Here is a 13,277-nt window from a genome sequence, read left to right on the forward strand (position 1 = left end):
AAAAAGCGAAATAAAGAGTAAATCTACGGCAAGAGTCGATTTTATATGGGAGACTCCGGAATTAGGGGGTCGCACCGTGATTTCTGGTGTTGAGCCTTTCAACGGCGCAGTTAGTGGGATATTTCCCCTTAACTGCTGGTGTTGAGCCCTTCAACGGCGCAGTTAGTGGGATATTTCCCCTTATATGCAGGTTTTCGGCCCTTCGGCGGCACATTTAGTGGGATTGTTCCCTTTACTGTCGGCGCACAGTCCTTCTGTACAATCCGCCGCATCACACTCAAAGTATCCTCTTTATCAAACCTTCCTTCATACACAAAAACGGCGGATCAGAGCATTTACGCCTCTAATCCGCGCCCGCAGCTTAAACCAGTTTTACCAGGCTGTAGTTTTTCTTGCCCTTGCGGACGATAATGAACTTGCCGCCGATAGCGTGCTCGGCGGTAATATCAACCTCCAGCTCATTAACACGCTCGCCGTTGATGGAGATAGCTCCCTTAGTAATATCCTCACGCGCCTGGCGCTTGGACGGCTCGATACCCAGATCGACCAGCCATTCCACGATATTCTTCGTTTCGTTAGTGGCGGTAAAGGTAGGCATTTCCTTGAAGCCTTCCTCAATTTCATCAGCGGTCAGGGAGCGGATGTCGCCGCTGAACAGGGCGGCGGTAATCCGTTTTGCCTGCTCCAGCAGCTCTTCGCCATGCACGAACCGGGTCATTTCTTCCGCCAGTGCCTTCTGCGCTTCCCGTTTGTGCGGCTCGGACTCCACTTTGGCTGCAAGAGCCTCGATCTCCTCTTTGCTGAGGAACGTGAAGTACTTGAGGTATTTGACTACGTCACGATCATCTGTATTCGCCCAGAACTGGTAGAACTCGTAAGGCGTTGTTTTCTTAGGGTCGAGCCATACTGCGCCGCCGGCAGTTTTGCCGAACTTGGTGCCGTCTGCCTTAAGCATCAGCGGGATGGTGAGGCCGAACGCTTTGGCTTCGTTGCCTTCTTTTTTACGGATCAGGTCCAGACCGCTTGTGATGTTACCCCATTGGTCCGAGCCGCCGATCTGCAGCTGCACATCCTCATGCTTGTACAGGTGCAGGTAGTCGATCGACTGCAGAATCTGGTACGAGAACTCGGTGAACGAAATCCCGCTGTCCAGACGGCTGGAGACTACATCCTTGGCCAGCATCGTGTTGATGCTGAAGTTTTTGCCGAAGTCACGCAGGAACTCAATGACGTTAATGTCCTTGGTCCAATCGTAGTTGTTGACCAAGCGGACCTGGTTGGCGTCATCATCGGAGATAAACAGCTTCTTCATCTGTGCAGTCAGCGCATCCACATTCTCCTGGACCTGCTCCAGTGTCTGCAGGGAGCGCTCGCTCTGGCGTCCGCTCGGATCGCCGATCGTTCCGGTTGCTCCGCCGATCAGGATCACCGGACGGTGTCCTGCCAGCTGAAAGCGTCTGAGCACCATAAACGGGATCAGATGCCCGATATGCATACTGTCGCCGGTCGGATCAACGCCGCAATACAGCGAGACTGCCTTGCTGTTCGTTAATTCCCGCAGCCCTTCCGCGTCTGTCTGCTGATTAATCGCGTCGCGCCATTCCAGTTCATCAATAATATTCAACATGTACAGCCCCTTTTTAGTGTTCAGGTATGGTTAGTGAGATACGTTGAAGGACGAGCATCATCCGGGGTTCGGCAAAGGTCTGCGGACCGCAATATCTGCGCTAGTGGCATACAGCCCATCGGCCCGGTAAACGCAAAAATCGCCCCTTGTCTATTTCAGACACAGGGACGATTGAATTAACCGTGTTACCACCCAAATTGCGCGAACAGCCATAATCAGCCGATCCGCACCACTCATAAGCGAGTTATCGTTCGCTTGATTCCGCTTGGCATTACCCAAGATACTCCAGAGTGTATTTCGCAGCCCTCGTGTGTACCGGGTTCCATCACCCCCCGGCTTTCTGTGACAGGGACTAAGCTGCTACTGCGCTCATTCAACGTATACAAACTATAAGATTACAGAAAGTATAGCCAATTCACAATTTGTTGTCAATCCGGCTGGTAACCGGATTAACATCAGGCATAACGCCAGCCGCCGCTGGCCGTTATATTCTCCGCTTCTGCCTCGGCATAGCCTTCGCAGATGAAGCCTATAACCTCAGAGCCGTCCTCAAGCTCCACCTTCCCAAGCCCAAGCGGCGCTGGAATCAAGGCTGCAAATGCGCCGACCGATTGAACCGGCATCTTCCACAGCTCAAGCTGAATGGACGCTCCGCCCTGAGCTTTTTTAATCAGCCCCGGTTTGGCAGGAACAGTCTGCAGTCTGATCATGTCATAGCATGGCGCCGTTCTCGTCTCGCGCCAGAAATAAGCGCCGTGGCCGGTCATCTGCTTTTCGAGCGGATAGCCCTGCATATGCAGGCCGCAGACGGCAATCGTAGTATATTGCTGTGCGGCAGCCGCTTCTGCATTTACCGCCACCTCAACCTCTCCAGCAGATTCTGCAGCTTCCCTTTTCTCAGCTGTATCCTTCAGGCCGGAATCCCCAAAGTAAAGTTCTGCCGTCCCTGCCAGAAGATGCTCGCTGTCTGCCAATGCGAACAAGGTGATCCCGAACGGCAAATCCTGCGCGGCTTCTCCCGCAGGAACGGCCACCGCCGACAGATCAAGCAAATTGCAATGATTGGTGTAGCGGCCCATATCTGAATTGGCGCCGACCGGATTGAGCTCCACCTGCTCTATGGTCCAGGTGCCTCCACAGGTGGGCATAACCAGGACCGCATCCTGCAGCAGCTCCCGGGATCTGGCCTTATACTCCTGCAGCCGGTGCATGGCCTGGAACAAGCTTGAGGCTGTATGCCGATCCTCTTTTCCCGACGATAAAATCTGTTCTGTTACAGGAAGCACGGAGGTGCGGTTATTCTCCACAAATTCACCCAGACCGGCCCAGCGCTCCGCTACCCAGGGGCCATCATACAGGATGGACGCCGCTTCGAAGAACATCGTACAGTCCACGTATTCTACCGGAATGCCCAACTCCTTCAGCGAATCACCCGCTGCTTGCCAGGCCAGCCGGTAATCCTCCTCATGAGGTCCATAGAAGCCAAGCGGCTCTGCCGGGAACAGCAGTCTGGCCGGAAGACGGCGGCCTGCCGTGGGATGCTGCGGGACCAGGGATCGGAGGCATCCAGGCCGCGCACCTGACGGTCAACAAGCAGCGCATCCTCCAGGCTGTTCGCGAACACCGTGACACAGTCCAGGCTTGCGCACGCCGGGACTACTCCCCGGGTGGGCCAGGCTCCCAGGCTGGGCTTATACCCCACAAGGCCGTTCAGTGCCGCAGGCACACGCCCGGAGCCGGCAGTATCCGTGCCCAGCGAGAAGGCTGCCTGGCCGCGGGCAACAGCAACTGCCGAGCCGGAGCTGGAGCCGCCGCTGATATATTCCGGTCTGAGCGCGTTATGCACAGCCCCATGCGGACTTCTTGTGCCGACCAGTCCGGTAGCGAATTGATCCAGGTTGCTTTTGCCTACAGGAATCGCCCCGGCACCGACTAAGCGCTCCACCACAGAGGAATGTCTGTCCGGTATATAGCTGAATTGCGGACAGGCGGCTGTTGTAGGGAAGCCCTCCACGTCTATATTATCCTTGACCGCAAACGGAATTCCCCATAGCGGATAGTCCTCCCTGTCCACATGGCTTAGAGCCTCCAGATAAGGCTGTATCCGCCCGTAGTCCGGCGGCTCAATCCAAATATTCAGCTCCTGATCCTGCTGTGAACGCCGGATAATTTCCCGGATAACATCTTCCGGCGTGAGCACTCCGCTTCTGTATTGGTCACGCAGCCATCCTGCAGACAGCTTGAGCGGCAATTCGGCCATATCCATGTTGTCATCTCCTGTTCTGCGGGGCCCGCTGCTTGTCATAAGGCCTCATCTCATGCAGCTTGAGAGCCAATTGAAGCTCAAGCATATCGTCCCCGTCATCTGAGTTTAAGTTCAGCAGCTCACAGGCACGTTCAATCCTGTAGGTCACGGTATTATAATGAGTGAACAATGCGGCTGAGGTTTTTTTTACATTGCGGCTGTTCTTGAAGTACTGGGTTAGCGTCTGCAGCAGGGATACGTTGTGCTTGTTATCGTAATCAAGCAAGGGAATCAGATACTGATCCCGGTAATCCCTGATTTCTTCAAGCTCCGGCAAATGGTACAGCAGCCTGAAGACGCCCAGCTTTCTATAATCTATGAACGGTTCACGGAAATCGCAAATCTCGCGGATATGATAAATCTTCTTGGCTGACTCATAGCTGAAATGAACCAGATCAGGACGGCTAACCTTGTCTCCGATACAGAAGACAAACGTATCTTTGGCACAAACCGCACTAAGCTCCGTAAGCAGTCGCTGCAGAGTGTCGGTGAGCGGTCTGTCCCCGTTATCAGCTATCGTAACTGCCAGCTCACCTTCCATGATCGTCATTTTTACATGCTGTAAATCCGGCCTGGTCCTGATTCTCTTCACCGCCTGCTGCAGCTGCTTCACTTCCGGCTTCATTTCCAGCCAGCCCACCACCGCTGCGGTCATTGCCTGATCAGGCAGCGGACAGCCGCAGGCCTCTGCTCTCAGCTTCAGATCCTCGCCGGCAACAATCCTGCCGCTGATCCAATCCTGCAGGAACTGATCCACGTACTTAAGCTCCACTTCTCTGCGGGCGTTCGCATTGATCATTTCCAGTCCGACCAGAACACCTACCCGGTCTATAGTCAGCTGATCCACCATAGTCAGCTCCTGATTCCATTCAAGCAAGATCAGCAGGCACTGGTTCATTTGCTTGTCATTGACTGCAGACACATAAGCCCTGATCCGCCGCTCTCCAAGGGTAATGAAGCAGATGCCCAAACCCGCCTCATCCCTGAGCTGAATCCAGACCGGTGACTGACTGTGAAATCCGAGCTCCTCCGCCTGCGGTGAACAGAACAGATGGTCCATATCATCCAGAAGCACAATCGGATTGTGCAGCATTCCGTCCAGCGAGCGCAGAAAGTCCTCGATACCGTCACCGTGCAGCAGCTGCTTCGACAGCTTCTGAAACCGGCTCTGGAGCTGGGAGAGCTCCCTGGCTTCCTGAACCAGCACACGCTCCATGATATCCCTGACCACATCAGAGAATGAAGTCGACGAGGGCAGCTCAAAAATCGGAAAATCCAGCTGGTCGGCAAGCTCAAGCGCCCTGGCCGGAATCTCATCAATAAAACGCTTGGTCTTGATGCCCAGGGCGGAAACGCCCTTCTGGTTCAGCTGCGGAATCATGTCTGAGATCAAATCCGGCTGGTCACGGAAGGGAAACCCGCTCGTAATCAGGAATTCCCCCGGCCGGACCCAATCTATTACATCAGGAACCTCCATCACATTTACGCGATTTATGTAACGGTGCAAGCCGCCCGCTCCGGCAAGCACCACTGCTTCCTTGAGATCGGGAATCAACAGAATGTCGCTGCAGGTCAGACCTGTGATTACATTGTTCGCCATGGAGCTCCGCCGCCTTTACTTTAGCTTCGAGGAATAAATATCTTCAATAATTGTTGTGCCAAAAAAGGAGTTCGGGGCCACCTGCGCTTCTGCCGGCAGAAAAATGCTGATCTGCTCGGAGGGTGAATCCCCCACATTGGCTACCGAATGGACAACGCCGGCCGGCACATGAAAGGTATCTCCGGCCCGGTAGCTGGTCCACTCGCCGCCGCTCAGCAGCTTAACCTCACCTACGGTAATATGAATAATCTCCACCACGTCGTGATAATGGGGAACCACCTGCCCCCCAACACCGAGCTTTTCCCATAAAATCGAGCTCATCCGAATCCCCAGCTTATCCGCCTGCGCCGCAGAGACAATCTCCCGGTGATACAGCTCGATATGGTTAGGCATCAGCTCCCATGTCATTTCCTCTGCTGTCAGAACCTCGGTTTCCTGTGTAAGCATATGTCATTCCTCCATAAGATTCATTTATTGATTTCTGCGGAAAATGGCCGCTACCGGTCCGCCGCCTGCCGGTCCCTGATGCTCCCCGCCGCCGGATACATAGATCATCGGATCTCCGCATACATAAGCCAGAACACCGCCGACAACAGCACGCGCATGACGGGTATGGTTGATATCAGAATCATCCAGCATCGTGTGGCGCCGTTCCCGTATATAGCCTGTTGGGTCAGCCTCCGCCTTGGCCAGCACCTGAATCAGCTCATCTCCGGCATGCGTCGATCATGCGCTGCAGTGCCGCTCCGTCAATGGAGTCCTTCATGACATCATGGTCAATATGATAAGGGCCCTCCGCTGCGGAAGAATTCCCGAATACAATGATCTCGCAGCAGGAAAGCTCACTCCCGGCAGAGGTCGAAGCAACCGCGCTGTAAAGCTCCCAATTCACGCAGATCTCTTCATCCCGGAGCCCCTCGCGGCCGACTTCGCCAAGCGCCACAGCCACACCAAGGGCCGAAGCGCCTCTGGAATACCCCATCGACTTATAGGTATCCTCAGTCACAAGCTCAGCCTTTCTGCTATGGGCTTCATGCATTTGTTCGGCAGTCAGAAGCGGGCATTTAATCTGTACAAAATGCACATCCTCTGCAGACGCAATACCGGCATCACGGACCGCACGCGATACCGCTTCAGCCACTGCATCCACCTGGCTCAGGCGCCCCAGCTCCTCCGGCAGGAAATCCCTCGTTCTGGAGACGCCAATCGCGAGCGATTTCAGCCCAAGTCCGGCCTCTCCCGCCTCTGTTGAGCCGCTGCGGCTCATTACAGTGAAATGCGGACTCAGGATACCTTCCGTCCCCCCTGACATGATATAGGACACAGCCGGCTGGCCGTCAGCGGAATAAGGGGCAAAAAACTGTTTCAGAGCCATCACCGCGTACCCCCGGGTAAAATCGTTGACACAGCCGTTCCCCTCGGTCTTGCCAAGAACGGCAACTACATGTGCAGGGTCGATAACCCCGGCCTCTATAGAGGATTTAAGGCCTGACGTATCATGCGGAGCACCGGCAGGCACTTTAATCACCGAGCATTTCATCATAGATCATCGCTCCTTGTCCAAAAGATGACTTTCTTCTCCAGCAGTCCGATACACCAGAACAGCAGCAGCCCGCAGGCCGCCGAAGCGATAATCGCCGAGAACATCACCGGGGTGTCCATATGATAGGATGAGACCAGAACTACGTATCCAAGCCCTTTATTCGCACCCACGAATTCGCCTACAATTGCTCCGACAATCGCCAGGGAGGTTGAGATTTTGAGTGCTGAGAAAATGTACGGCAGACTTGTCGGCAGGCGCAGCTTCCAGAAAATTTCCCACTTCGTCCCTTTATATGTAGAAAACAGCTCCCAGGCCTCATATTCAATCGCCTTGAGTCCTTTGACACTGTTCACCAGTATCGGGAAAAAGCAGATCAGCGTGGACGCCACTACCTTGGAGGAATATCCGGTACCGAGCCACACCACCAGCAGAGGCGCCAGAGCCACAAGCGGTGTTGTCTTGAGGGCAATCGCCAGCGGAAAAGCCCCCTTCTCAATCGGTTTGGAATGCACGAAGATAATGGCTGTAATAAATCCCAGAATGTTAGCCAGCATAAATCCGGCCAGAGACTCCATCAGGGTAACAAGCATATGCGAGCCTAATGAGGCTTCAACCGCTGATAAGACCGCAGTGGGTGCAGGCAGCAGATATACAGGAATGGAGAAGAGGCGTACGGCCAGTTCCCAGAGCACCAGGAATCCCAGGCCGAATCCGAGCGGATACAGGCTGTCTTTAAGCTTGGCTGTCATAAATGCTTCACCCTCTTTCTCAATTCCTTGACCGTATGGTGGAATTCCGGCAGCTCTTCCATCCCCGCCTCGCGCGGCGAGGGCAGCGGAACCCGGATAATATCCGTAACTCCGGCGGGCCGGGGCGACATCATCACTACCCGGTCAGACAGCAGCACCGACTCCTGGATTGAGTGCGTAACCATAACGATGCTGCTGAGGCTGGTTTCGGGGCTCTCCCATAGCCGGAGCAGCTCGAAATTCAGCTTCTCGCGGGTCAATTCATCCAGGGCGCCAAAGGGCTCATCCATTAAAAGCACCGCCGGATCAGCTGCCAGCGCTCTGGCGATCGCCGCCCGTTGCTGCATGCCGCCGCTCAGCTGGTGCGGAAAATGATTCATGAAATCCTGCAGGCCTACCAGGCGCAGTGCGCTTTCCGCCTTCTCCCTCGCTTCCTGCTTCGTGAACTTTTTCTTGTTGCCGAGCTCGAGCGGAAGCGTGACATTCTGGAGTGCCGTAAGCCAAGGCATAAGCACCGGCTTCTGAAAGACCATGCCCAGCGACAAGTCGGAGGAAGCATAAGTGACCTGCCCTCCCTTGTCGGGACCCAGCAGCTGAAGCATCAGCCTCAGCATGGTCGATTTGCCGCAGCCGCTCGGCCCCAAGATGGATATGAATTCATTCCGGTATACATCCAGATTCACCCGGTTAAGCACCTGCACCTCTCCAAAGGACAGGGAGCAGTCTGATAACGAGAGCATCACTTCACGCTCTTTGGATTCCTGTAAGGGACGATGTTCTGCAATGAAGTTCTTCTGTTCCTTAATTACCGCCGTCATAAGACCGCCTCCTATTCCAGGTATTCGTTCGTAAACAGTGACTTCAGATCCTGCTCTTTCTTCACAAAACCAAGCTCAATCAGACTCTTCTGCAGGGTTCCCCATGCCTCTTCCTCCGTCGATCCGAGCGGCAGCTGCTCCGGCTCCAGCAGCGGAATGCTGGCCTTCATCATCGCTACCTCATGCTCCAGATTCAGCTTGTCACCATACTTCAAACCGAATTCCGCCGCTTCCTCCGGATTCTTCAGCGCATAATCCCAGCCTTTCATGGATGCCTGCACAAAGCTCTTGACCAGCTCAGGATCTTTTTCAATGACAGATTCCGTTGTAAACAGCGTATCCGCATAGAAATTGATGCCGTAGTCATTCGGATCAATAATGTTTACCTCTTTGCCCTGCTCCTGCACAGCCAGCACTTCATTGATCACGTACCCCGGCCACGCCTTCACCTGACCTGTCAGCAGCGGACTGAGATCATATTTGATCGGCATTTCCTCAATTTGCGAGGTTTCGATGCCCGCGCTTTTCTCCATGGCCCGGAACGTCAGCTCCTCATTGCCGCCCAGCTTAATGCCCACCTTCTGACCGACAAGATCCTCCATCGTGGAAATACCCGACTCTTTGAGCGCGAACATTACAAAGGGGGTTTTGCGGTAAATCGTCGATACGGCTTTGACCGGCACTCCCTTTTCCCGGGCAATGATAATCTGGTCCGCACCGGTTACCCCGAACTCTTCACTGCCGGAAGCGACCATCTGCACCGACGGAAAATCCGATCCGCCCGGCCGGATTTCCACATCCAGTCCGGCATCCTTGTAGTAGCCTTTCTCCACAGCGGTGTAAAAGCCGGCAAACTGGGCCTGATGAATCCATTTCAGTCTCAGTACAACCTTCTTCAGCCCGCCGGATTCCTCCTGGCCGCCGTCAGCTTTGATTGTCTCATTGGAGCCGGAGCCGCAGGCGGTAATTAGCAGCATAAGTGACGATAACAGGACGAGCATTGCTTTTCTGGACATTTTCCACATATGATATTCCCCCGTTATGATGTAATTGTAATTAATAACGTTCAGCGGTAGCGGCCTGATACTGTTCCAGTGCTTTGAGGACCTCTGCGGAATGGCTGACGCTTCCGAATACGCCTCCCTGCATCTTGACCATTTCCAGCGCGGCCTGATGATTGCGGGGATCCGTAGCTCCGGTGCAATCCTCCAGGATGAGACATTCGTAACCCCGGTCATTCGCTTCCCGCATCGTGGTGTGAACACATACATCTGTTGTGATGCCTGTAAGAATCAGATGGGTGATTCCCCTGTTCCTCAGGATCAAGTCAAGATCCGTTGCGTAAAAGCTTCCCTTTCCGGGCTTATCTATAATAAATTCGCCGGGTGCGGGTGCAAGCTCCTCAATAATCTGCCAGCCGCGTTCGCCCCGGACAAGAATGCATCCCGCGGGACCCTCAGATCCGATCTCTGCTCCGATCTGTCTGCTGCGCCACCGTTTGTTGGCTGGCAGATCGGATAAATCCGGCTTATGCCCTTCCCTCGTATGAATGACGGTGAAGCCTTCAATCCGGCGGATACGCTCAAGCAGCTGCTGAATGGGCTTGATTGCCTTAGCCGTCAAGGAAAGGTCGTAACCCATCTGCTCTACGTACCCCCCCTTGCCGCAGAAATCGGTTTGCATATCAATAATCATGAGCGCTGTCTTCCGGGGATCCATGGCCCCGTCGTAAGGCCACACATATGGTGATGCCGAGATTTGCATAATTCGTTTCCTCCCCTGATTACGCACAATGGATTGTGTCATTTTATATAACATACATCTTTTCTTCTTCCTTATTGGTTAGATTATATTACAACAAAACTCATATGTCTTCGTTTTTATTACAAGATTATTTATATTAACTTAGTATTTTTCTATAATTATTACATCTTAGGTTATGTATATTAACATACTCCACACTCTTAAATACATTATTTGGGATGAATCTGGTATTTCAGATGGGATACATGTCTGCCCCAGAATGCTGTAAAATGAACAGCACAAAAAGCCGTCAGGGACACCGGTTCCCGGACAGCTTACTGTACTCTTCATTTTACTGCTTCATATAGCCGGATCAGATCAAAGGTAAGCACTCGCTGCTTATACTGGTTAAGCGTCTATTAGCTCACAGGACACAATGCTGCCTAGATCTGCTGCAAAAGACCATTCAGTGAATAACTGCTGCCTGCTTCAGCATGAATTACTGTCCGTTGACCCTGTAAGCGTACAGATACTGTGCCGGTTGAATGGATACGCAGCACGGCCCTGACCAGCTGCCCGTCCGCCCACTCGATGTCCGCTTCGATATTGCCTTTTGCCCGGAGCCCGGACACAGATCCGCTGGCCCAGGCTGCAGGGAGCGCCGGTAGAAGGCAGATTTCTCCCGGCCTGCTCTGCAGCAGCAGCTCTGCAATTGCAGCCGTCCCGCCAAAGTTGCCGTCAATGACGAAAATATTACTTTCCGCTCCTGCGATACCGGCCTTGGAAAAGGTGAGAAGGTTATCGAAGCACAGCCCGCTGATCAGATGGGAAATATGCTTGTAAGCCCGTTCCCCGTCATACAGACGGGCAAAGTAGAGTGCAAACAGCGCCGCAGTAAACTCCACATCCTCCAGATCATCCTGCTGCATCCGGTTCTCCAGGGTGATCCTGGCCGCTGCACTCAGGTCAGGCGTCTCTTCAGGCGTAATCTGGCTGGCAGGATATAACGCGCACAGATGGGAGAGATGACGGTGCTCCGGCTGGGCCTCAGCATAATCCTCGAGCCATTCCTGCAGCTGGCCCCGGCTGCCGGTCAGCAGCGGCGGCAGCTGGGCAATCGCCCCGGCCAGGCGTGCCCGCAGCTCTTCGTCCTGCTCCAGCAGCTCCGCTGCCCGCAGGCAGAAGGTAAACAGCTCGCGGATCAGCACCTGATCCAGCGTCGCGCCCATTGACAGCTGCTGAGATACCCCGCTGCCGTCAGGATAGAAGCTGTTCTCCGGCGAATTGGACGGTCCGCTGACCAGCCAGCCCTTCTGCGGATGAACCGTCATGTAGCTGAGAAAGAAGGCAGCCGCCTCTTTAAGGACCGGGTAGGCCTGGCGCTGCAGGAACTCACGATCCAGGCTGTATTCGTAGTGCTCGATCATCTGGACAGCAAGCCACAGCCCCCCGGTGACATTAAGCCCCCATGAGGTCTCCCAGCCGGGAGCGGTAAAACCCCAGACATTAGAGAATACATGGGCTGTCCAGCCCTCACTCCCGTAAAAGTCCTGCGCGCTGCGTTTTCCCGCCTGCGCCAGCCGCTCCAAATAACGCATCAGCGGCAGATGGCTTGCACCCAGATTCACGGCCTCCGCCGGATAATAATTCATCTGGGTATTGATATCTAGATGATAATCACAGCTCCAGCCCATCCGGCAGGCTTCGCCGTCATTCCAGATGCCCTGCAGATGCAGCGGAAGCGGCGAATCCGCCCGTGAGCCGGCAATCATCAGATACCGCCCGTACTGGAGGAACAGTGCGAACAGTCCCGGGTCACCGCTGCGCCCTCTTCAGCCAGCCGGCGGATGCGGCTGTCGGTCGGCAGCCCGTGATCCGCGGGTTCGCCCAGCCGGAGATTTACCTTGGCAAATTCTTCGCGGTAATCAAGGATATGATCCTCCCTCAAAGCGGCGTAGCCTTTTGCGGCAGCCTGGTCGAGATCACGGACGCATTGCTGTTCCCAGCCCGCTGCCTGATTGGGATAGTCTGTACTGGCGGTGAAGTATACGCTCACCTCATCCGCTCCCTTAACCGACCACCCGCCATCCTCCCCGGTCAGCTTGCCTCCGGTAAGCTCCAGTCTGATTCTCCCTTCAGCCCATACCCCGCAGGTACCGTCACTGTGTACCTGCTCGGTAGCCTGGCAGCGGAATTGCAGCGTATTCTCGTCCAGGCGGCTGACTGTGAAGGAATCCGTTCCGCCCCCGGTAACCAGCGTAAAAGACACGCCGCCGGGCTGTCCGCTCCAGATTCTCGCCGCAATCACATCATCGGCATGGGAGGCAAAGGTCTCCCGGAACAGTGTATATCCGCCGGGATAATAGCACTCGCTCCGGATGACTGCATTCTCCAGATCCAGCTCACGCCGGAACCGTACCCCGTCCTCCTCCAGCCCTTCAAACGGCAGGTCAAAAGAAAACGCCAGCTCACATAGCGCCAGATTCGTGCCGAAGTTCCGCTTCACAGGCTGCAGATACTGCTTGGCAAGCCGGTCGCCCTCTGCATAATTGCCGCTCAGAAAGTATCCGCGCATCTCTTCAAGCGCTTCACGGCCCCCGAAGGGACCTGGAATCACTTCCTCCCGGCCGGACCAGAAGGTTACTTCATTCATGCTCCAAACTTCCCGCTGCGGGGCGGCCATAATGACAGCGCCCATTCTGCCGTTTCCGGCTGGCAGCCCTTGCGACCAGCCTTCGGCAGGACTGGTGTACCACAACTTCAAATCACTCACTTGCACATCCTCCTGTCTCCTGACACCCGGAACCTTTGGATACTGGTCAGTCTAAGTGGAAATTTGTCATCTATTTCTTAATCAAACCTTGAAACGAGATTACTATATAGAACGCAATT

Annotated in this window: 11 protein-coding genes, 1 pseudogene and 1 other annotated feature; all 12 genes and pseudogenes read right to left on the reverse strand. The window is 54.5% G+C overall.

What is annotated here, in order from left to right; all coding sequences use genetic code 11:
* Positions 1-361: 361 nt before the first annotated feature.
* The gene (tyrS, locus tag AWJ19_RS32995) at positions 362-1,624 is read right to left on the reverse strand and encodes a tyrosine--tRNA ligase (protein WP_068729902.1); all 1,263 of its coding nucleotides are present in this window, start codon (positions 1,622-1,624) and stop codon (positions 362-364) included.
* 163 nt (positions 1,625-1,787) lie between these two features.
* Positions 1,788-2,013, reverse strand: a binding site (T-box leader).
* Positions 2,014-2,082: 69 nt separating this feature from the next.
* The gene (locus AWJ19_RS37830; protein ID WP_347231184.1) at positions 2,083-3,042 is read right to left on the reverse strand and encodes a hypothetical protein; all 960 of its coding nucleotides are present in this window, start codon (positions 3,040-3,042) and stop codon (positions 2,083-2,085) included.
* Between the two features lie 5 nt (positions 3,043-3,047).
* The gene (locus AWJ19_RS37835) at positions 3,048-3,893 is read right to left on the reverse strand and encodes an amidase family protein (RefSeq protein ID WP_347231185.1); all 846 of its coding nucleotides are present in this window, start codon (positions 3,891-3,893) and stop codon (positions 3,048-3,050) included.
* 4 nt (positions 3,894-3,897) lie between these two features.
* Complete coding sequence (locus AWJ19_RS33005) at positions 3,898-5,532, reverse strand: PucR family transcriptional regulator (RefSeq protein WP_082708245.1); 1,635 nt, start codon at positions 5,530-5,532, stop codon at positions 3,898-3,900.
* A 15-nt stretch (positions 5,533-5,547) separates the two neighbouring features.
* Positions 5,548-5,979, reverse strand: a complete 432-nt coding sequence (locus AWJ19_RS33010) for a cupin domain-containing protein (protein WP_068729892.1) — start codon at positions 5,977-5,979, stop codon at positions 5,548-5,550.
* 24 nt (positions 5,980-6,003) lie between these two features.
* Positions 6,004-7,075 (reverse strand): annotated as a pseudogene (locus tag AWJ19_RS33015) (ring-opening amidohydrolase).
* Entirely contained in the window at positions 7,072-7,824 is a 753-nt protein-coding gene (locus AWJ19_RS33020) for an ABC transporter permease (RefSeq protein ID WP_068729894.1), read from the reverse strand. Before AWJ19_RS33020 ends, AWJ19_RS33015 begins: the two are co-directional and overlap by 4 nt.
* On the reverse strand, positions 7,821-8,642 hold the full coding sequence (locus AWJ19_RS33025; protein ID WP_068729896.1) for an ABC transporter ATP-binding protein: 822 nt from the start codon (positions 8,640-8,642) through the stop codon (positions 7,821-7,823). Before AWJ19_RS33025 ends, AWJ19_RS33020 begins: the two co-directional genes overlap by 4 nt.
* Positions 8,643-8,653: 11 nt before the next feature.
* Complete coding sequence (locus AWJ19_RS33030) at positions 8,654-9,667, reverse strand: ABC transporter substrate-binding protein (protein ID WP_068729898.1); 1,014 nt, start codon at positions 9,665-9,667, stop codon at positions 8,654-8,656.
* A gap of 31 nt (positions 9,668-9,698) precedes the next feature.
* Complete coding sequence (locus AWJ19_RS33035) at positions 9,699-10,406, reverse strand: isochorismatase family cysteine hydrolase (RefSeq protein ID WP_068729901.1); 708 nt, start codon at positions 10,404-10,406, stop codon at positions 9,699-9,701.
* A gap of 422 nt (positions 10,407-10,828) precedes the next feature.
* Positions 10,829-12,157, reverse strand: coding sequence for a glycoside hydrolase family 95-like protein (locus AWJ19_RS37130; RefSeq protein ID WP_241781973.1), 1,329 nt, complete (start codon positions 12,155-12,157; stop codon positions 10,829-10,831).
* Positions 12,157-13,158, reverse strand: coding sequence for a glycoside hydrolase family 95 protein (locus AWJ19_RS37135; protein WP_241781974.1), 1,002 nt, complete (start codon positions 13,156-13,158; stop codon positions 12,157-12,159). Before AWJ19_RS37135 ends, AWJ19_RS37130 begins: the two co-directional genes overlap by 1 nt.
* Positions 13,159-13,277: the final 119 nt, after the last annotated feature.

The organism is Paenibacillus sp. DMB5 (assembly GCF_001517085.1).
Classification (GTDB): domain Bacteria; phylum Bacillota; class Bacilli; order Paenibacillales; family Paenibacillaceae; genus Paenibacillus_AQ.

What these genes read in the sequence shown, in the direction of transcription:
- AWJ19_RS37835 (WP_347231185.1), bottom strand. Translation starts at nt 3,893, where the DNA reads ATGGATATGGCCGAATTGCCGCTCAAGCTGTCTGCAGGATGGCTGCGT.
- AWJ19_RS33005 (WP_082708245.1), bottom strand. Translation starts at nt 5,532, where the DNA reads ATGGCGAACAATGTAATCACAGGTCTGACCTGCAGCGACATTCTGTTG.
- AWJ19_RS33010 (WP_068729892.1), bottom strand. Translation starts at nt 5,979, where the DNA reads ATGCTTACACAGGAAACCGAGGTTCTGACAGCAGAGGAAATGACATGG.
- AWJ19_RS33020 (WP_068729894.1), bottom strand. Translation starts at nt 7,824, where the DNA reads ATGACAGCCAAGCTTAAAGACAGCCTGTATCCGCTCGGATTCGGCCTG.
- AWJ19_RS33025 (WP_068729896.1), bottom strand. Translation starts at nt 8,642, where the DNA reads ATGACGGCGGTAATTAAGGAACAGAAGAACTTCATTGCAGAACATCGT.
- AWJ19_RS33030 (WP_068729898.1), bottom strand. Translation starts at nt 9,667, where the DNA reads ATGTGGAAAATGTCCAGAAAAGCAATGCTCGTCCTGTTATCGTCACTT.
- AWJ19_RS33035 (WP_068729901.1), bottom strand. Translation starts at nt 10,406, where the DNA reads ATGCAAATCTCGGCATCACCATATGTGTGGCCTTACGACGGGGCCATG.
- AWJ19_RS37130 (WP_241781973.1), bottom strand. Translation starts at nt 12,157, where the DNA reads ATGATTGCCGGCTCACGGGCGGATTCGCCGCTTCCGCTGCATCTGCAG.